Genomic DNA, 18,137 nt, shown 5'->3' on the forward strand with positions numbered 1-18,137 from the left:
CGGGCGACCCGGACGATCGGGCCGCCGGCGATTGTCTCGGACTGGGCGGGCCCTGAGACAGGGACGTCCAGGTCACCCCTACACCACCGCCGTCGCCTCGATCTCCACCTTCGCCCGGTCCTCGACCAGCGCGACGACCTGGACCATGGTCATGGCGGGGAAGTGCTTGCCCATCACCGCGCGGTAGGCGTCGCCGAGTTCTGGCAGGCGGGCGAGGTATTCGCGTTTGTCGGTGACGAACCAGGTCATGCGAACGACGTGGCGGGGTTCGGCGCCGGCTTCGGCCAGCACGGCGGCGATGTTTTCCAGCGCCTGTCGAACCTGGCCGATAAAATCGTCGGTCTCGAACACCTGGTCGCCGTTCCAGCCGATCTGGCCGCCGATCCATACGGTGCGGCCCTCCGCGATCATGCCGTTGGCGTAGCCCTTGGCGGGCTTCCAGCTGGACGGGTGCAATTCCCGGTGAGGGGACGGGTTGGACATGGGTTTCCTCCTGTCACACGCCGAGATATCGGTCGCGAATGTCTTCCGAGAGGTCGCGCGGAAGGCCGTCCCACACGGTGCGGCCCTTCTCGATGATGGTGCAGCGGTCGGCCACCGGAAGCAGTTCCGCCATGGTCTTGTCGACGACCAGGATCGACTGACCCTCCTCCTTGAGCGCGCGGATCGAGGCCCAGATGTCGTGGCGGATGACGGGGGCGAGCCCCTCCGTCGCCTCGTCGAGGATCAGGAGGCGCGGATTGGTCATCAGCGCGCGGCCAATCGCCAGCATCTGCTGCTCCCCGCCCGACAGCGTGCTGGCGAACTGGCCCCGGCGCTCGGCAAGGCGCGGAAAGAGTTCCTCGACGCGCGCAAGCGTCCACTTGCCCGGGCGGGCGGCGGCCACGAGGTTTTCCTCCACGGTCAGATTGGGGAAGCAGCGGCGGCCTTCCGGCACCAGCCCGACTCCCAGGCGCGCGACGCGGAAGGCGCGCATGCCGGCGAGGTCGCGGCCGCCAAAGCGCACCGCGCCGGCACGCGGCGGGTTGAGCCGGCAGATCGAGCGGATGGTCGTGGTCTTGCCCATCCCGTTGCGCCCCATCAGCGCCACGACCTCGCCGTCGTCGACGCGAAGATCGACGCCGAACAGCGCCTGGCTGGCGCCGTAGAAGGTTTCGATGGCGGAGACCTCAAGGAGCATGGGGGGCTCCGGGGATTTTTTGATATCGGATCGGGAAATGGGTTTGTTGATACCCGGTTCGCGTTTTGGCGCGGATAATTCGGAAGCACCCCCACTCCGGCCCTTCGGGCCACCTCTCCCCCTGCCCGGGGGAGAGGAAGTGCCAGTCGGGAAGCCCGCGGGGCTCGTCCAGCCCGGTTTCCTCTCCCCCGGGCAGGGGGAGAGGTGGCTCGCGAAGCGAGACGGAGTGGGGGTGCTTCGCCTCGCGCGGAGGCAGAGGTTTGCGTACCGCGACAAAGTGAGACTGCTTCCCGCGAGGTGAGGGCATGGCGAAGTCCATCACGCTTCCTCCCCCAGATAGGCGCGGCGGACTTCGGGATCGGTGCGGACCTCGTCGACCGTGCCGGTGGCGATGATACGGCCGTAGACCAGCACCGAGATGCGGTCGGCGAGCGCGAAGACGGCGTCCATGTCGTGCTCGACGAGCAGGATCGGCGCTTCGTGGCGCAGCGCGTCGAGAAAGCCGGTGAGGGTCTTCGAGCCTTCCGAATCCATGCCGGCCATGGGTTCGTCGAGCAGGAAGGTTTTTGAGCCGAGCGCCAGCGCGATGGCGATCTCGAGCTGGCGACGCTCGCCGTGCGAGAGTTCGCCGGCCGGGATTTCGGCGCGATCGGCGAGGCCGACGCGTTCCAGCATCGCCATCGCGGGTTCGGTGAGCGAGCGGTCGCCCATGACCGGGCGGAAGAAGCGGAAGCTGGTGCCTTGCCTCGCCTGGACGGCCAGCATGACGTTGCGCAGGGCGGAGAATTCCGGCGTCAGCGAGGAGATCTGGAAGGTGCGGCCGAGCCCGAGCCGCGTGCGTTCCGGAACGCCGAGCCCGCCGATGTCGCGGCCAAGGAAGCGGATAGTGCCGGCGCTCGGCTTCAGCGTCCCCGCGATCTGGTGGATCAGGGTCGACTTGCCGGCGCCGTTGGGGCCGATCAGCGCATGAATCTCGCCGGGCCGCAGGTTAAGGCTGACGTCGTCGGTGGCGCGCAGAGCGCCGAAATGCTTCGACAGGTTGCGGATTTCCAGGATCGGCTCAGCCATGGCGCACCTTCCCCGCGGCGAGGCCGACGATGCCGCCGCGCGCGAAAAGCACGACCCCGAGCAGGATCAGGCCGAGGAAGAACTGCCAGCGTTCTGTCACCCCTCCGAGGAAGAATTCCAGCACGACGTAGAGCATGGCGCCCGCGATGGGCCCGCAAAGCCGGCCGACGCCGCCCAGGATGATGAGCACGATCAGTTCGCCCGACATGTGCCAGGACAGCATGGAAGGGCTGACGAAGCGGTTCAGGTCAGCGAAGAGCGCGCCGGCCACCCCGGTGATCATGCCCGATATGACGAAGGCCGCGAGCCGGATCCGATAGGGCGCGATGCCGACGGTCGCCAGCCGCGCCTCGTTCTGCCGCGCCGCCTGCAGCGCCGCGCCGAAGCGGGCGTCGCGGAACACGGCGAAGAGCACAAGCGCCACGAGGAGCAGCGCGTAGCAGACGAAGAAGAAGTGCAGGCCGTTCAGCGTGTTGAGGCCCGGGAAGGCGTTGCGCACGTAGATCGACAGGCCGTCCTCGCCGCCATAGGCCGGCCAGGAGATGGCGAAATAGTAGATCATCTGCGCGAAGGCGAGCGTGATCATGATGAAGTAGACGCCCGACGTCCTGAGGCTGATCGCGCCGATGGCGAGGGCGGCGATACCGGAGGCGGCGAGCGCCACCAGCCAGATCACCGGCATCGACTTGGAGCCGGTCCAGCCGAAGGCCAGCGGCTCCATGTTGAAGGCGTGCGTGGCGAGGATGCCGGCGGCGTACCCGCCGATGCCGAAGAAAGCGGCGTGGCCGAAGGAGACGAGCCCGCCCAGCCCGAGCGCGAAGTTGAGGCCCACCGCGCCCAGCGCAAGGATCGCCATGCGGGTCGCGAGCGTGACGTAGAAGGGCTCGTCGCCGGCCGTGGCGGCAAGCGGGATCGCCAGCAGCAGAAGCAGGAGCAGGGCGTTGACGATATTCTCGCGGCTCATGGCGGGCACCTCAGCCGGCTGCCGCGAAGAGGCCGCGCGGGCGGATCGCCAGCACCAGTGCCATGAAGACGTAGATCAGCATGGAGGCGAGCGCGGCACCGATCGAGGCGGCGGCCGAGGGCCCCATGAAGGCGGCGAGTGCTGCCGGCAGGAGGAAGCGTCCGAGCGTGTCGATCAGGCCGACGAGGATCGCGCCCACCAAGGCGCCCTTGATGGAGCCGATGCCGCCGATGACGATGACCACGAAGGCAAGGATCAGCACCGGCTCGCCCATGCCGACCTGTACGGATTGCAGCGCGCCGACCATGGCGCCGGCGAGACCCGCGAGTGCCGCGCCCAGCGCGAAGACGACGGTGTAGAGCGTGCGGATGTCGACGCCGAGCGCGCCGATCATCTCGCGGTCGCTCTCGCCGGCGCGGATGCGCATGCCGAGCCGGGTGCGGGAGATCAGCAAATAGAGCCCGATGGCGACGAGGATGCCGACGCCGATGATGGCGAGCCTGTAGAGCGGATACTGCGCGCCGCCGGGGATGGGCACCGCGCCCGCCAGAAGCGGCGGGATGTTGAGATAGAGCGGGAAGGAGCCGAAGAGCCAGCGCGTGCCTTCCGAAAAGACGAGGATCAGCGCGAACGTCGCCAGCACCTGGTCGAGATGGTCTCGGTCGTAGAGCCGGCGGATCACCGTTATCTCCACAATGGCACCGGCCGCGGCAGCCGCCGCCAGGCTCGCCACCAGCCCCAGCCAGAACGAGCCGGTCCACGCCGCCACCGTCGCGCAGGCGAAGGCGCCGACCATGTAGAGCGAGCCATGGGCGAGGTTGATCAGGCCCATCACGCCGAAGATCAGCGTCAGTCCGGCCGCCATCAGGAACAGCATGACGCCGAACTGGAGGCCGTTGAGAGTCTGCTCGATGAGGAGGGCGGTTTGCACGCGTCGGTCCCCGGACCGCGAGGATTGGCAATCCCTTCTCCCCGGTCACGGGGAGAAGGTGGCCCGAAGGGCCGGATGAGGGGCAGGATTGCTTGCAAAGGGTCAGCCGTGGAGCGCTTGCCGCGCCCGATGCCCCTCAACACCCTGCCGGGACCTTCTCCCCGCGAGCGGGGAGAAGGAGGCGATCACATCTTGCAGTCTTTGGCGTAGGCGTCCTGATGGTCCTCGAGCGCCGTGTCGACGATCTTGTTGGTCAGGATGTCGCCTTCCTTCACCACTTCGCGGACGTAGATGTCCTGGATCGGATGGTGGTTCGGGCCGAAGGAGAACTTTCCGCGGACCGAGTCGAAGTCGGCGGCTTCGAGCGCCTTCTGGAATGCATCGGCATCCGAGACGCTGGCTTCGCCGGCCGCCGACAGGATGAGGTTCGCCGTGTCGTAGCCATAAGCGGAATAGACCGAGGGCAGGCGGCCGTACTTGGCCTTGTAGGCCTCGACGAACTCCTTGTTGGCCGCATTGTCGATGTCCTTCGACCAGTTGGCCGTGTTCTTGACGCCGAGCGCGGCGTCGCCGACCGCCTGGAGGATGTTCTGGTCGAACGAGAAGGCCGGGCCGATCAGCGGGGTGTCGACGCCCGACTGCGCGTACTGCTTCATGAAGGCGATGCCCATGCCGCCAGGCAGGAAGAAGAAGACGCTGTCGGCGCCCGAGGCGCGGATCTGCGCGATCTCGGCGGCATAGTCGGTCTGGCCGAGCTGGGTGTAGAGCTCGTTGACGACCTCGCCCTTGTAGAAGCGCTTGAAGCCCGCCAGCGAATCCTTGCCCGCCGGGTAGTTCGGGGCGAGGATGAAGGTCTTCTCGTAGCCGGCCTTGGTGGCATAGGCGCCGGCGGCCTCGTGCAGATTGTCGTTCTGGTACGACACAGAGAAGTAGTGAGGGTCGCATCCGGCACCGGCGAGCTGCGAGGGAGCCGCGTTGACCGAGATGTAGAACTTGCCCTGCGCCACAGCCGACGGAACGACGGCCATGGCGAGGTTCGACCAGATGATGCCGGTCAGGATGTCCACCTTGTCCGACTGGATCATCTTGTCGGCGAGCTGGACGGCGATCTCCGGCTTCTGCGCGTCGTCCTCGACGACGACCTCGATTTCAGGATTGGATGCCTTCTCGATGGCCAGCATGAAGCCGTCGCGGGCGTCGATGCCGAGGCCGGCGCCGCCGCCCGAAAGCGTGGTGATCATGCCGATCTTGATCGGCTCCGCGAAAGCCAGTCCGCTGACGCTCATGGCGAGGCCGAACAGGCCGGCTGCGATGATGTTCTTCATGTTCATTCTCCCTTTTATGCCCCTCTGAGGCTCTTGAAGTCTCCGGAGCCGAAGCTCCGGCATTCCCGTTCACGGGCGATTTTTTGGGCCCGTGTTCAAAGTTCCGTTCGCACTTTCCACAATTCGGGAAAGAGTTCCACCTCGAGCATCCGGCGCAGGTAGGACACGCCGGCCGTGCCGCCGGTGCCGCGCTTGAGCCCGATGATGCGTTCGACCGTCGTGACGTGGTTGAAACGCCAGCGGCGGAAATAGTCCTCGAAGTCGACCAGCTTTTCGGCCAATTCGTAGAGCGCCCAGTGCCGTTCCGGGTGCTGGTAGACGATCTTCCAAGCCTGCAGCACATGGTCGCTTTCGCCGCGTGTCTGCCGCCAGTCGTCGCGTTCGGCGGAGCCTCCGAGATCGAAACCCTGGCGCTGGAGAAGCAGCAGTGCCTCCTCGTAGAGGCTCGGTCGCTGCAGGATAGCCTCCAGCCGCTCGCCGATGGCGGGATCGTGCGCGTGGGGCTTGAGCATCGCCGGGTTGCGATTGCCGGCGAGGAACTCGATGGCTCGGTATTGCCAGGACTGGAAGCCCGACGACTGGCCGAGCGCATCGCGGAAGCGGGTGTATTCGCTCGGCGTCATCGTTCTCAAGACGTCCCAGGCGCTGTTCAGCTGCTCGAAGATGCGCGCGACGCGCGTCAGCATCTTGAAGGCGGGCTGCAAATCGTCCTTGCAGATCGCCTCCATCGCGGAGGTGATCTCGTGAATGGCGAGCTTCATCCACAGCTCCGAGGTCTGGTGCTGGATGATGAACAGCATCTCGTCGGGCGAGGTCGACAGCGGCTTCTGCGCGTCGAGCACCTCGCCGAGCCGCAGATAGTCCGAATAGGACATGCGCTTGGCGAAATCGGTGATCGCCTCCGCTTCGGTTCCGGCGCTCATGTCACCTTCGCCCGCGCGCGGTAGTCGGCGCGGTCCCACAGTTTGTCGCGCATGACGCGCTCGATGGTTTCGGCGGCACGCACGACGTCGTCCATGCCGATATACAACGGCGTGAAGCCGAAGCGCATGATGTCAGGGGCGCGGAAATCGCCGATCAGGCCGTTGGCGATGGCCGCCTGCATGGCGGCGTAGCCTTCGCGGAAGGCGACGGAGACCTGGCTGCCGCGCGCCGAGGGATCGCGCGGCGAGGCGAGGGTCAGTTCGGGACAGCGGGCCTCGATCTCGGCAATGAAGCGTTCGGATAGTTCGATCGAGCGGTCGCGCACGTCGTCCATGGACACGCCGTCCCAGGCGTCCAAAGCGGCATCGAGGGAGGCCATCGACAGGATCGGCGGCGTGCCGACGCGCATGCGCTGGATGCCGCCCGCTGGGCGGTAGTCGAGGTCGAAGGCGAAGGGCGCCTCGTGGCCCATCCAGCCGGCAAGCACGGGATCGATCCGGTCGCCAAGCCCCGGCCTGACGTAGATGAAGGCCGGCGCGCCGGGGCCGCCGTTCAGATATTTGTAGCCGCAGCCGACGGCGAAGTCGGCATCGGCGCCAGCAAGGTCGACGGGCAGGGCGCCGGCCGAATGGGCGAGGTCCCAGATCGAGACGACCCCGTTCTCGCGGGCCTTGGCCGTCAGCGCCTGCATGTCGTGCAAGCGGCCGGTCTTGTAGTCGACCTGCGTGAGCATCAGGACCGCGACCGTGTCGTCGATGGTGCCCGCCACCTCTTCCGGCGCGACGACCTTGAGTTCATGTCCCCCGCCGAGCGCCCGCAGCGCCATCTGGGCGACGTAGAGATCGGTCGGGAAATTGCCGCTGTCGGAGAGAACCACCTTGCGCGGGCCGGCCAGCGAGACGGCGGCGGTCAGCGCCTTGTGCAGGTTGATCGACGTGGAGTCGCCCGCGACCACCGTGCCCTTCGCCGCGCCGATCAGCCGGGCGATCTTGTCGCCGACGGTCTCGGGCAGGTCCATCCAGCCGGCCTCGTTCCATCCGCGGATCAGCTTCTCGCCCCACTCCCGCGACACCTCGCGCGCCACGCGCTCGCGGGCGGCGCGGGGCAGGGGGCCGAGCGAATTGCCGTCGAGATAGACGATGCCCTCGGGCAGTTCGAAGAGAGCGCGGGTGCGGGCGAAGTCGGTCACGCCGTTGCGTCCTCCCGCAGCTTGAAGCGCTGGATCTTGCCGGTCTGGGTCTTCGGCAGCGTCTCGGTGAAAACGATCGAACGGGGATACTTGTAAGGCGCGATGGTTGCCTTGACGTGGTCCTGGAGGCGTTTGGTCATCGTCTCGTCGCCGATACAGCCGGCGACGAGCACGATGTGGGCCTGGACGATCTGGCCGCGCGCCTCGTCGGCGATGCCGATAACGGCGCATTCGGCGACGTCGGCATGGGCGAGCAGCGCGGCCTCCACCTCGGGGCCGGCGATGTTGTAGCCGGCCGACACGATGATGTCGTCGGCGCGCGCGGCGAAGTGGAAGCGGCCGTCATCGTCCTGCAGGAACGCGTCGCCGGTGATGTTCCACCCGGCCTTGACGTACTCGCCCTGGCGGTCGTCGGCGAGGTAGCGGCAGCCGGTCGGGCCGCGCACGGCGAGCTTTCCGATGGTGCCGCGCGGAACTTCGTTCATGGCGTCGTCGACGATCTTTGCCTCGTAGCCCGTCACCGGGCGGCCGGTGGTGGCGGCGTGCATGTCGTCGAGCCGGTTGGTGATGAAGATGTGCAGCATCTCGGTCGAGCCGATGCCGTCGAGGATCGGCTTGCCGGTCTTCTTCGTCCAGGCCTCGAAGACGGGGGCAGGGAGTGTCTCGCCGGCCGACACCGCGATGCGCAGCGAGGAGAGGTCTGCTCCTTCCTCCATGGCGGCCAGCATGGCGCGGTAGGCGGTGGGCGCGGTGAAGGAGATCGTCGCTTTGTACTTCTCGATGATCTCGACCATGTTCGGCGGCGTCGCGCTTTCGAGCAGCGTCGCGGCGGCGCCGAAGCGCAGCGGGAAGATCGCCAAGCCGCCGAGGCCGAAGGTGAAAGCGAGCGGCGGCGAGCCGACGAAGACGTCCTGCGGCGTGACGTTCAGGACTTCCTTCGCGTATCCGTCGGCGACGATCAGCAGATCGCGGTGGAAATGCATCGTGGCCTTGGGCACGCCTGTGGTGCCGGACGTAAAGCCGAGCAGGGCGACGTCGTCGCGGCCGGTCCTGACCGCATCGAAGAGCACGGATTTGTCGAGGGCGACACGGTCGAGTTCCGCGTCGTGGTTGGCCGTGCCGTCAAAGCCGACCACCTGCTTGAGGAAGCGGCTGGACTTGGCGCAGGCGACCATCTCGTCCAGCGCGCGGGTGTCGCAGAGCGCCAGCGACACCTCCGCCTTGTCGACGATCTTGGCGAGTTCGCCGGCGCGCAGCATGGGCATGGTATTGACCACCACTGCGCCCGCCTTGGTGGCAGCGAGCCAGCAGGCGACCACGGCGGGGTTGTTAGGACCGCGGATCAGCACCCGGTTGCCGGGCCTGACACCGTAATCCTCGACCAGCGCGTGGGCGAGGCGGTTGGTCCAGTCGGAGAGTTCTTTGTAGGTGCGGCGCCGGCCGTTGCCGATCAGCGCCGTGCGGTCGCCGTGGCCGCGCTCCACCATGCGGTCGGTGAGCTCGACGCCGGCGTTGAGCCACTCCGGATAGTCGAACCCATCGAGCAGGAATTCCGGCCACTGGTCGGTTGGCGGCAGGTTGTCGCGCGCGAAGGTGTCGGTGTGTCCGGTCGGCCCGAGCATGTCAGGCGTTCGCTTCTTCTGGAAGGAACTCGACGTCGTGCTCGGCCGACAGCGACACGATCGTCGGGATGTCGGTCTTGTCGTGCAGTTGCTCGAAGAGTTCCTTCAGCCGCCCTGCCGGGGAGACCCAGAAGAGCGCGCGGCACGGCTTGTCGGACTTGTTGAAATAGCCATGCGGGACGCCGCGCGGCATGCGCACGAGGTCGCCCGGCCCGGCCTTGCTCCAGACCCCGTCGAGCTTGAGGTCGAGTTCTCCTTCCTGCACCAGGATGAACTCGTCCTGATCGGGATGGATGTGCACCGGCACGAACTGTCCCGGCTCGCTGTTCGTTTCGAAGGCGAAGGTCGATGCGCAGACGGCCTTCGGATAGTAGACCTGACCGAGGATGTTCCATTTCACCTCGTCGAAGCCGGTCCCGTTCGACGTGATGCCCTTGTCCAGTGCCTTATCCATTTCGCAGTCCTTCCCCTCTGATTGCGGCCGAGAATTCGGAAAGTGTCTGTCGCGCGATGACGACCTTCTGCACGTCGGACGCCCCTTCGTAGATCCGCAGCGCGCGGATCTCGCGGTAGAGGCTCTCGACGATGTGTCCCTTGCGCACGCCATCGCCGCCGTGAAGCTGGACGGCGGCATCGATCACCGCCTGCGCCCGGTCGGTGGCGTAGAGCTTGGCCATCGCCGCCTCGCGGGTGACGCGCGCAGCGCCTGAATCCTTGGTCCAGGCGGCACGGTAGACGAGGAGCGCCGCGGCGTCGACGTCGAGCGCCATGTCGGCCAGGTGACCCTGCACCATCTGGAGGTCGTGGAGCGGCTTGCCGAAGAGCTCGCGGCCCCCGGCGCGCGACAGGGATTCGTCCAGCGCCCGGCGCGCGAAGCCGAGCGCGGCGGCGCCGACCGTGGAGCGAAACACGTCGAGCACCGACATGGCGATGCGGAAACCCTCGCCGGGCCTGCCGATCATGGCGGGCGCGGGCACACGCACGCCGTCGAAGGCGAGGCGGGCGAGCGGATGCGGGGCGACGACCTCCAGCCGCTCGGCGACGGTGAGGCCGGGTGTGTCGGCCGGAACGAGGAAGCAGGAGATGCCCCTGGCGCCCGGCGCCTCGCCGGTACGGGCAAAGACGGTATAGAGGTCTGCGATCCCGCCATTTGAGATCCACGTCTTCTCGCCGGACAGGATATAGCCGTCGCCGTCCCCCGTCGCCGTCATGTCCATGTTGGCGACGTCCGAGCCGGAGCGGGGTTCAGACAGCGCAAAGGCGGAAATCGCCTCGCCGCGGCGGGTCTTGTCTAGCCATCGCCGCTGCTCCGGCGAGCCGAAGAGGCTGATCGCGCCGGTGCCCAGTCCCTGCATGGCGAAGGCGAAGTCCGCGAGCCCGTCATGGCGGGCGAGTGTCTCGCGGGTGAGGCAGAGCGTGCGCACGTCGAGCGGGCCGGGCGAGGCGGGGTCGACCGCGGTGGGCATGAGCCAGCCGCCGCGCCCGAGGCTTTGGACGAGACCGCGGCAGGCAGCGTCGACGTCATGGTGGTCGACGGGGAGATTCCTTGCGCACCAGTCCTCCAGCCGCCCGGCGTGGTCGCGGTGGCGGTCCTCGAAGAAGGGCCAGGTGAGGAAGGAGCGGTCAGGCATCCCTCAATCCCCCGCGAATACCGGCTTCTGCTTAGCCACGAAGGCCTCGTAGGCGCGGCGGAAGTCGCCCGTCTGCATGCAGATCGCCTGGGCCTGGGCCTCGGCCTCGATCGCCTGGTCGAGGCTCATGGACCATTCCTGGTTCAACTGCGTCTTGGTGATGCCGTGAGCGAAGGTGGGGCCTGACGCGATCGAGCGGGCGAGGGTCATCGCCTCGGCTTCGATCTCGTCCGCCGGAACGAGGCGGTTGTAGTAGCCCCAGCGTTCGCCTTCATCGGCGGTCATGGAACGGCCGGTGTAGAGGAGTTCGGCGGCGCGGCCCTGGCCGATGATGCGCGGCAGGATAGCGCAGGCGCCCATGTCGCAGCCGGCGAGCCCGACGCGGGTGAACAGGAAGGCGGTTTTCGCCTGGGGCGTCGCCAGCCGTATGTCGGAGGCCATGGTGATGATGGCACCGGCGCCGACCGCCACCCCATCCACCGCCGAGATGATCGGCTTGCCGCAATGGATCATCGCCTTGACGAAGTCGCCCGTCATGCGGGTGAAGGCGAGCAGGCCCTTCATGTCCATGCGCGTCAGCGGACCGATGATGTCGTGCACGTCGCCGCCCGAGGAGAAGTTCCCGCCATTCGGCAGGAAGACGACGACGTCGATGTCGTCGGCGTAGACCAGCGCCCGAAACGTGTCTCGCAGTTCGGCATAGCTCTCGAAGGTCAGCGGATTCTTGCGGTCGGGCCGGTTCAGGCGAACCGTCGCGACGCCGTCTCTGGCTTCCCAGAGGAAGTGCTGCGGCTCGAGGCCTGCCATTGCGGTCAATGTTCGTCCTCCCAGTTGCTGCGGAACGTCTTCAGCATGGATGCGAGCCGGCGGGCGTCGCCCTCGGAGACGTCTCCCAGCAGCTCGCCGATCCAGCCCTCGTGCACGGCCGCCATCTCGCGAAAGACCTCCTGGCCGCGCGGCGTCAGCCGCACGATCGAGGTGCGGCGGTCGCCCTCGCGCCGGGCGCGCGCAACGAACCCGTCATTGACCAGCCGGTCGACGATGCCGGTGACGTTGCCGTTGGAGACCAGCAGGAAACGCGACAGGTCGCTCATCAGCATGCCGTCGGGCGCGCGGTTCAAGGCCGCCATGACGTCGAAGCGCGGTAGCGTGGTGTCGAACTCGCGCTTCAGGCGCTCGCGCAGTTCGTTCTCGACGATGCGCGAGGCCCGGAGCAGCCTTATCCACAGGCGCAGCCGCTCCTTCGAGGCGGGGGCGGCGTCGACGGCCGCGAGCGGCGCGCTCGCCGTCACAGCGGACCGCCGGAGATGGCGACCGGCTGGCCGGTGACCGAGATCGCCTCGTCGCTGACGAGCCACATGGCGGCGGCCGCGACCTCCTCCGGCTTGATCAGGCGGTGGTTGGGGTTGAACTCGGCAAAATTCTGCCGCGCCTCCTCGGCGCTGCGGCCGGTCTTTTCCATGACACGGGCGATCGACTGCTCCAGCATCTCGGTCTCGACATAGGCGGGGCAGATGGCGTTCACGGTGACGCCGGTCTTCAAGAGTTCCGCGGCGAGCGACTTGGTGAGGCCGATCACCCCGTGCTTGGAGGCGACGTAGGGCGCCACGTAGGCCGAACCCTTGAGGCCGGCGACCGAGGCGATGAAGACGATGCGGCCGCGCTTGCGCTCTGCCATGCCTGCGAGCGCCGGCCGGACGGTCAGGAAGGCGCCGGTCAGGTTGACGTCGATGATGCGCTTCCACTCCTCCAGCGAGGTCTTGTGGGCGGGTGCACTGGAGGCGATGCCGGCATTGGCCACCACGATGTCGAAAGGCCCGCGCGCGGCTTCCGCCTCCCGGTAGAGCGCCTCGACGGAGGCCTCGTCCGTGACGTCGGCCGTCATGGCGTGGATCTTCGGATTGCCCTGTGCCACCGCGTCGAGCGCCTCCTTGCGGCGGCCGCAGATGGTGACCTCGACGCCGGCCTTGGCGAGTGCCTCGGCGATGGCCTTGCCGATGCCGGTGGCGCCGCCGGTGACCAGCGCGTGGGTGAGGGAGATCGTCATGGTGTCCCGCCTGTCGAAATTGCCGCCATCACACCTTCCCCGTCATCTGGTCCTGCCGCTCGGCGAGCCGGTAGAGCTGGTCGCGGCCCGGCAGGTAGGGGTCGGGCCACTTGACGCCGCGGTCGCCGAGCGCCGCCGCCGCGTGGAGGGTCCAGTAGGGGTCCGCCAGATGCGGACGAGCGAGACAGACGAGGTCGGCGCGGCCGGCCATCAGTATCGAGTTGACGTGGTCCGGCTCGTAGATGTTGCCGACCGCCATGGTGGCCATGCCGGTCTCGTTGCGGATGCGGTCGGAGAATGGCGTCTGGAACATGCGGCCGTAGACGGGTTTCGCCAGCTTCGACGTCTGGCCGGCCGAGACGTCGCAGATGTCGACGCCCGCTTCCCGCAGCATGCGCGCGACTTCCACCGCCTCCTGAGGCGTGACGCCGTCCTCGCCGACCCAGTCGTTGGCCGAGATGCGCACCGAGATCGGCTTACCGGCGGGCCAGACCGCGCGCACGGCCTGGAAGATCTCCAGCGGGTAGCGCATGCGGTTTTCCAGGCTGCCGCCGTATTCGTCCGTACGCCGGTTGGTCAGCGGGGTGATGAAGGAGGAGAGCAGGTAGCCGTGGGCATAATGCAGCTCCAGCATGTCGAAGCCGCAGCGATCGGCCATCCGCGCCGAGGCCACGAACTGGTCGCGCACCATGTCCATGTCGGCGCGGTCCATCGGCTTCGGCCGGGCGTTCGCCGGCGACCACGGCACGTCGGAGGCGGCGAGTAGCGGCCAGTTGCCTTCGGGAAGCGGCGCGTCGGCTTCCTCCCAGCCCAGCTGGGTCGAGCCCTTGGGGCCTGAATGGCCGATCTGGGCGCAGATCTTCGCCTCGGTCTCGGCATGGACGAAATCGACCAGCCGCTTCCAGGCCGCCTCGTGCTCCGGCGCGTAGAAGCCGGGACAGCCGGGCGTGATGCGGCCTTCGGGCGAAACGCAGGTCATCTCGATGTAGATCATGCCGGCGCCGCCCTTGGCGCGCTCGGCGTAGTGGGCGAAGTGCCAATCGGTCGGGCAGCCGTCCACCGCCTTGTACTGCGCCATGGGCGAGACCACGATGCGGTTCTTCAGGTCCATGTCGCGCAAGCTGAACGGCGCGAACATCGGCGCGCGCGCGGTGTTGGTTTCGTTGCCGGCCTGGCGCTGGAACCAGCGCTCGGCGCTCTCCAGCCACTCGCTGTCGCGCAGCCGCAGGTTCTCGTGGCTGATGCGCTGCGAGCGGGTGAGCAGCGAATAGTTGAACTGCACGGGATCGAGGTGGAAGTAACGCTCCACGTCCTCGAACCATTCGAGCGAGTTGCGTGCCGCCGACTGGAGCTTCAGCACCTCGGTGCGGCGCGCCTCTTCGTACTTCGCGAAGGCGCCTTCGAGCGTCGGTTCGGAGGTGACGTAGTCGGCGAGCGCGATGGCGCTTTCCATGGCGAGCTTGGTGCCCGAGCCGATGGAAAAATGCGCGCTGGCGGCCGCGTCGCCCATCAGAGCCAGGTTTTCGTGCGACCAGCGCTCGCACAGCACGCGCGGGAAGTTGATCCAGGCCGAGCCGCGGATGTGGTTGGCGTTGGTCATCAGCGCGTGGCCGTCGAGGTGATCCTTGAAGATCTCCTCGCAGACGGCGATCGATTCCTGCTGCGACATGGTGCCGAAGCCGTAGTTGTTCCAGGTCTCCTCCGAGCACTCGACGATGAAGGTCGCGGTGTCGGCGTCGAACTGGTAGGCGTGCGCCCAGACCCAGCCCTTGTCGGTCTCCTCGAAGATGAAGGTGAAGGCGTCGTCGAATTTCTGGTGCGTGCCGAGCCAGACGAACTTGCAGGCGCGGATGTCGATGTCGGGCTTGAAAACGTCCGCGAAGGCGGTGCGGGTCTTGGAGTTCAACCCGTCGGCCGCGACGACGAGGTCGTACCGCTCCATGTAATATCGCGGTTCGCGCGATTCCGTCTCGAAGCGAAGATCGACTCCGAGTTCGCGGGCGCGCTCCTGCAACAGGACGAGAAGCTGCTTGCGGCCGATGCCGCAGAAGCCGTGGCCGGTCGAGACGGTGCGGGTACCGCGATAGAAGACCGAGATGTCGTCCCAGTAGGCGAAATGCGCGCGGATGCGTTCGGCGCTGACGGGATCGTTTTCGGCGAGGTTGTCGAGCGTCTCGTCGGAGAGCACCACGCCCCAGCCGAATGTGTCGTCGGCCTTGTTGCGCTCGATGACGGTAACCTCGTGCGCGGCGTCGCGCAGCTTCATCGAGATCGCGAAGTAGAGGCCGGCGGGACCTCCGCCGAGGACTGCGATCTTCATGTCGCGCCACCTCCTCCACTCGAGTGCAAGGGCAGCATGGCACCGTCGCGAAATTGTTTCAAGCATGAAATTTCATGATTGAAGCATTCCGCCGGGGCGCCTCACAGATACCAGTCGAACTCGCGCCGGGAGGGCAGGGCGAAGAAGGCGGCGAGTTCGGCCTCCTTTACGCTGGCGTAGATGGCGGGATAATCCTCGCCCAGCCACCGCGGCAGGACCGTTGCCGCCCGCAACGCCCTCAGCGAATCCCAGGGCGTCAGCGGCAAAGCGTCGTCGATCTCGGCGCCGGCATTGCCCGTATGCTTGTCGCCCGGGTCGAGCCTGTTCTCGATGCCGTGATGCATGCCCGCCAGCACCGCGGCGATGACGAGATAGGGGTTCGCCTCGGCACCGGCGATGCGGTGCTCGATGCGCCGCGACGCCCCGGAGGAGACGGGAACGCGGAAGGCGACGGAGCGGTTGTTCTCGCCCCAGTCCTTCGTCACCGGCGTGAAGTTGTTGGCCTCAAAGCGGCGGAAGACGTTGATGTTGGGCGCGAAGAGCGCCATGCCCTCCGCCATCGTAGCCTGGAGACCGGCCGCGGCATGACCGAGCATCGTCTGGCCTTGCGGGAAGCGGTCGTCGAAAAGATTTTGGCCGTCCGCGTCGAGCATGCTTGCGTGAACGTGCAGCCCGCTGCCGGCCTGGTCCGAAAAAGGCTTCGACAGGAACGTCGCCTCCATCCCATGCCTGCGCGCCACGGCCTGGACGATGCGCCCCAGCAGGCAGGCGTCGTCGGCGGCGCGCACGGGATCGTCGCGATGTTCGAGGTTCACCTCGAACTGGCCAGCGCCGTATTCGCTGATGATGGTGGAGGAGGGGACGTTCTGGCGCCGGCACGTATCCTCGATGTCGGTGAGGATCGGCTGGTACTCGTCGAGCTTGGCGAGCGACAGTACCTTGCCGGCAGATTCACGCGCGCCGGTCGCGGGCGAGCTGGGAGGGAGCGGCGCGCCGTCTTCGCCGCGCTCCCTGTCGATCAGGTAGAACTCCAGTTCGGCCGCCACCACGGGCTTCAGGCCCGCCTCGCGGACGATCCCCACCGTGCGTTCGAGCACCGTGCGCGGGTCGTACCAGAAGGGTTCGCCGGTGGCTGCGTGAACCGGCCGGCCCATGACCTGCGCGAGGCCCTCGTTCCACGGGACAGGGACCAGCGTTCCGGCAACCGGTAGAACGTTGGCATCGGGATCGCCGTCCGAAAAGCCGTACCCCATCGGGTCGGCCGTGTTGCCCTGCACGTCGACCAGCGACATCGCCGCGCAGACCGGCGAGCCCTGGTCGAAGAGCTTCGCCATGTGGGCGCGCGGCAGGCGCTTGCCGTAGGCGTTGCCGCAGAGGTCGAAGAGAACGACGTCGCAATGCGTCGTGCCAGGATTCTCCGCGAGGAATGTCTGGAGTTCGTCCCGATCGCCCATGTCGCCCTTCCCGCTGCCCGGATGTAAGCCTAGCGGTGAATTGGGGATTGGTCACCTTGGCACGTCGCATCTCGTTCAACGAAGGTTCAAAAATCCGCACTGGTCGAAACCGGTCCGCCGTAGGATCATCACGCCGAGAGGGAGACGAACATGGAAGAACATCGCGGGGCATGCCTGTGCGGAGCGGTGCGGTTCACGACGCGCGGCGCGCTGCGCGGCGTCGTCTATTGCCACTGCTCGCAGTGCCGCAAGCAGTCGGGCCATTACTACGCTGCGACGGACGTCGCCGATGAAAGTCTGACGGTCGAAGGAGCCGACAGCATCACCTGGTACAGGGCTTCGGATATTGCGCAGCGCGGCTTCTGCAAACATTGCGGTTCGGCGCTTTTCTGGAAACAGGACCGGTCAGGGAAGACCTCCGTGATGGCGGGCGCTTTCGAGGCGCCGACCGGACTGAAGGCCGAAGCGCACATCTTTGTGGCCGATAAGGGCGACTACTATTCGATCGACGACGGCCTGCCGCAGTCGGCGTCATCGCCGGGCGTCGTCGTCGCGGACAGTTGAACAGGTTCTTGCGGTTCGTTCCCGCTGAGTGAACGCTCAGTCTTCCGCTGCGAGGCTCCACGCCAGCGAGCGATGTGCCTATCTTGCGGCCAAGGAGATACCATCCATGGCCACGCTTCCCTCGCTCTTCATCTCGCACGGCGGTCCCAACATCGTCATCGACGACATCGCCGCCCGCCACTTCCTGGAAGGCATCCCGGCGCTCATCGAGCGACCGAAGGCGATCGTCATCATGTCGGCCCATTTCGAGACCGGCGGCGTCTCGGTGGTGACCGATCCGCACCCGGATATGATCTATGATTTCGGCGGCTTCGCGCCGGAACTCTACCGTATGGTCTATCCGGCGCCGGGCGAGCCGAAGCTTGCCGAGCGCGTCTTCTCTATGCTCGAGGAGGCGGGGCTGGCGCCGTCGCGCTGCGAGCGGCGCGGCTACGACCACGGGACATGGACGCCGCTGAAGCTGGCCTTCCCGGAAGCCGACATCCCGGTCGTGCAGATCTCGATCGATCCCGACCGCGACGCGCGCTGGCACTATGCCGTTGGCCGTGCCCTCGCGCCGCTGCGCGAGGAGGGCATCCTGCTGATCGGCTCGGGCCACATCACGCACAATTTGCGCGCCGTCATCAGCGTCATGCGCACCGGCCGGCCGATCGACCCGCAGATCGGGGAGCGTTTCAACGCCTTTACCGACTGGTTCGCGGAAAGATTCGCCGAGGGCGACATCGAGGCGCTGTTCGACTGGCGGCGCAGGGCGCCGTTCCCGGCCGACAATCACCCGACCGACGAACATCTGATGCCGATCTTCTTCGCGCTGGGCGCGGCCGGCGATCGCGCGAATGCCGAACGCGTTCACGCCTCGCGCGAATATGGCTTCTTCGCCTACGATTCCTACCTGTTCCAGTGAGGCGCGCGACGGCG

General features: G+C 67.0%; 18 protein-coding genes. 2 read left to right on the plus strand and 16 right to left on the minus strand.

Features of this window, described 5'->3' with window-relative positions:
- Window positions 1–78: 78 nt before the first annotated feature.
- The 16 genes from BSQ44_RS11985 to BSQ44_RS12065 all read right to left on the minus strand — a co-directional run bounded on the left by BSQ44_RS11985 (window position 79) and on the right by BSQ44_RS12065 (window position 16,655).
- The gene (locus BSQ44_RS11985) at window positions 79–483 is read right to left on the minus strand and encodes a RidA family protein (protein ID WP_072604375.1); all 405 of its coding nucleotides are present in this window, start codon (window positions 481–483) and stop codon (window positions 79–81) included.
- Window positions 484–496: 13 nt separating this feature from the next.
- Window positions 497–1,180 (minus strand): ABC transporter ATP-binding protein, encoded by a 684-nt coding sequence (locus BSQ44_RS11990; protein WP_072604378.1) that lies wholly within the window; start codon window positions 1,178–1,180, stop codon window positions 497–499.
- 318 nt (window positions 1,181–1,498) lie between these two features.
- Window positions 1,499–2,248 carry an ABC transporter ATP-binding protein gene (locus tag BSQ44_RS12000; RefSeq protein ID WP_072604384.1) on the minus strand — a complete coding sequence of 250 codons (750 nt, stop codon included), beginning with the start codon at window positions 2,246–2,248 and terminating at the stop codon, window positions 1,499–1,501.
- Window positions 2,241–3,212 carry a branched-chain amino acid ABC transporter permease gene (locus BSQ44_RS12005; RefSeq protein ID WP_072604387.1) on the minus strand — a complete coding sequence of 324 codons (972 nt, stop codon included), beginning with the start codon at window positions 3,210–3,212 and terminating at the stop codon, window positions 2,241–2,243. Before BSQ44_RS12005 ends, BSQ44_RS12000 begins: the two co-directional genes overlap by 8 nt.
- Window positions 3,213–3,222: 10 nt before the next feature.
- Complete coding sequence (locus tag BSQ44_RS12010; RefSeq protein WP_072604390.1) at window positions 3,223–4,143, minus strand: branched-chain amino acid ABC transporter permease; 921 nt, start codon at window positions 4,141–4,143, stop codon at window positions 3,223–3,225.
- Between the two features lie 185 nt (window positions 4,144–4,328).
- Window positions 4,329–5,468, minus strand: a complete 1,140-nt coding sequence (locus BSQ44_RS12015; RefSeq protein WP_072604393.1) for an ABC transporter substrate-binding protein — start codon at window positions 5,466–5,468, stop codon at window positions 4,329–4,331.
- Between the two features lie 95 nt (window positions 5,469–5,563).
- The gene (kynA, locus tag BSQ44_RS12020; protein WP_072604400.1) at window positions 5,564–6,391 is read right to left on the minus strand and encodes a tryptophan 2,3-dioxygenase; all 828 of its coding nucleotides are present in this window, start codon (window positions 6,389–6,391) and stop codon (window positions 5,564–5,566) included.
- The gene (kynU, locus tag BSQ44_RS12025; RefSeq protein WP_072604403.1) at window positions 6,388–7,581 is read right to left on the minus strand and encodes a kynureninase; all 1,194 of its coding nucleotides are present in this window, start codon (window positions 7,579–7,581) and stop codon (window positions 6,388–6,390) included. The genes kynA and kynU overlap by 4 nt, the downstream gene beginning before the upstream one ends.
- Window positions 7,578–9,203, minus strand: a complete 1,626-nt coding sequence (locus BSQ44_RS12030; RefSeq protein ID WP_072604406.1) for an AMP-binding protein — start codon at window positions 9,201–9,203, stop codon at window positions 7,578–7,580. The genes kynU and BSQ44_RS12030 overlap by 4 nt, the downstream gene beginning before the upstream one ends.
- Window position 9,204: 1 nt before the next feature.
- On the minus strand, window positions 9,205–9,657 hold the full coding sequence (locus BSQ44_RS12035; protein ID WP_072604409.1) for a cupin domain-containing protein: 453 nt from the start codon (window positions 9,655–9,657) through the stop codon (window positions 9,205–9,207).
- Entirely contained in the window at window positions 9,650–10,834 is a 1,185-nt protein-coding gene (locus BSQ44_RS12040; protein ID WP_072604412.1) for an acyl-CoA dehydrogenase family protein, read from the minus strand. Before BSQ44_RS12040 ends, BSQ44_RS12035 begins: the two co-directional genes overlap by 8 nt.
- A 3-nt stretch (window positions 10,835–10,837) precedes the next feature.
- Window positions 10,838–11,650, minus strand: coding sequence for an enoyl-CoA hydratase family protein (locus tag BSQ44_RS12045; protein ID WP_072604415.1), 813 nt, complete (start codon window positions 11,648–11,650; stop codon window positions 10,838–10,840).
- Window positions 11,647–12,126, minus strand: a complete 480-nt coding sequence (locus tag BSQ44_RS12050; protein ID WP_072604417.1) for a MarR family winged helix-turn-helix transcriptional regulator — start codon at window positions 12,124–12,126, stop codon at window positions 11,647–11,649. The genes BSQ44_RS12045 and BSQ44_RS12050 overlap by 4 nt, the downstream gene beginning before the upstream one ends.
- On the minus strand, window positions 12,123–12,881 hold the full coding sequence (locus BSQ44_RS12055) for an SDR family NAD(P)-dependent oxidoreductase (RefSeq protein ID WP_072604420.1): 759 nt from the start codon (window positions 12,879–12,881) through the stop codon (window positions 12,123–12,125). Before BSQ44_RS12055 ends, BSQ44_RS12050 begins: the two co-directional genes overlap by 4 nt.
- A gap of 28 nt (window positions 12,882–12,909) precedes the next feature.
- Window positions 12,910–15,201 carry a bifunctional salicylyl-CoA 5-hydroxylase/oxidoreductase gene (locus BSQ44_RS12060; RefSeq protein WP_072604423.1) on the minus strand — a complete coding sequence of 764 codons (2,292 nt, stop codon included), beginning with the start codon at window positions 15,199–15,201 and terminating at the stop codon, window positions 12,910–12,912.
- A 101-nt stretch (window positions 15,202–15,302) separates the two neighbouring features.
- Window positions 15,303–16,655: a glutamine synthetase family protein gene (locus tag BSQ44_RS12065; protein ID WP_072604425.1), complete on the minus strand. Its 1,353-nt coding sequence runs from the start codon at window positions 16,653–16,655 to the stop codon at window positions 15,303–15,305.
- A 150-nt stretch (window positions 16,656–16,805) separates the two neighbouring features.
- Between BSQ44_RS12065 and BSQ44_RS12070 the strand changes: the two genes are divergently transcribed.
- Together BSQ44_RS12070 and BSQ44_RS12075 are read left to right on the plus strand one after the other, a co-directional pair.
- The gene (locus BSQ44_RS12070; RefSeq protein ID WP_072604428.1) at window positions 16,806–17,219 is read left to right on the plus strand and encodes a GFA family protein; all 414 of its coding nucleotides are present in this window, start codon (window positions 16,806–16,808) and stop codon (window positions 17,217–17,219) included.
- 106 nt (window positions 17,220–17,325) lie between these two features.
- Complete coding sequence (locus BSQ44_RS12075) at window positions 17,326–18,123, plus strand: DODA-type extradiol aromatic ring-opening family dioxygenase (RefSeq protein ID WP_072604430.1); 798 nt, start codon at window positions 17,326–17,328, stop codon at window positions 18,121–18,123.
- The last annotated feature ends 14 nt before the right edge of the window (window positions 18,124–18,137 follow it).

The organism is Aquibium oceanicum, from assembly GCF_001889605.1.
Classification (GTDB): Bacteria; Pseudomonadota; Alphaproteobacteria; order Rhizobiales; family Rhizobiaceae; genus Aquibium; species Aquibium oceanicum.

Bases quoted from the DNA above. Each gene is read 5' to 3' on its own strand.
- BSQ44_RS11985 (WP_072604375.1), bottom strand. From the start codon at position 483: ATGTCCAACCCGTCCCCTCACCGGGAATTGCACCCGTCCAGCTGGAAG.
- BSQ44_RS11990 (WP_072604378.1), bottom strand. From the start codon at position 1,180: ATGCTCCTTGAGGTCTCCGCCATCGAAACCTTCTACGGCGCCAGCCAG.
- BSQ44_RS12000 (WP_072604384.1), bottom strand. From the start codon at position 2,248: ATGGCTGAGCCGATCCTGGAAATCCGCAACCTGTCGAAGCATTTCGGC.
- BSQ44_RS12005 (WP_072604387.1), bottom strand. From the start codon at position 3,212: ATGAGCCGCGAGAATATCGTCAACGCCCTGCTCCTGCTTCTGCTGCTG.
- BSQ44_RS12015 (WP_072604393.1), bottom strand. From the start codon at position 5,468: ATGAAGAACATCATCGCAGCCGGCCTGTTCGGCCTCGCCATGAGCGTC.
- kynA (WP_072604400.1), bottom strand. From the start codon at position 6,391: ATGAGCGCCGGAACCGAAGCGGAGGCGATCACCGATTTCGCCAAGCGC.
- BSQ44_RS12030 (WP_072604406.1), bottom strand. From the start codon at position 9,203: ATGCTCGGGCCGACCGGACACACCGACACCTTCGCGCGCGACAACCTG.
- BSQ44_RS12035 (WP_072604409.1), bottom strand. From the start codon at position 9,657: ATGGATAAGGCACTGGACAAGGGCATCACGTCGAACGGGACCGGCTTC.
- BSQ44_RS12040 (WP_072604412.1), bottom strand. From the start codon at position 10,834: ATGCCTGACCGCTCCTTCCTCACCTGGCCCTTCTTCGAGGACCGCCAC.
- BSQ44_RS12055 (WP_072604420.1), bottom strand. From the start codon at position 12,881: ATGACGATCTCCCTCACCCACGCGCTGGTCACCGGCGGCGCCACCGGC.
- BSQ44_RS12060 (WP_072604423.1), bottom strand. From the start codon at position 15,201: ATGAAGATCGCAGTCCTCGGCGGAGGTCCCGCCGGCCTCTACTTCGCG.
- BSQ44_RS12065 (WP_072604425.1), bottom strand. From the start codon at position 16,655: ATGGGCGATCGGGACGAACTCCAGACATTCCTCGCGGAGAATCCTGGC.
- BSQ44_RS12070 (WP_072604428.1), top strand. From the start codon at position 16,806: ATGGAAGAACATCGCGGGGCATGCCTGTGCGGAGCGGTGCGGTTCACG.
- BSQ44_RS12075 (WP_072604430.1), top strand. From the start codon at position 17,326: ATGGCCACGCTTCCCTCGCTCTTCATCTCGCACGGCGGTCCCAACATC.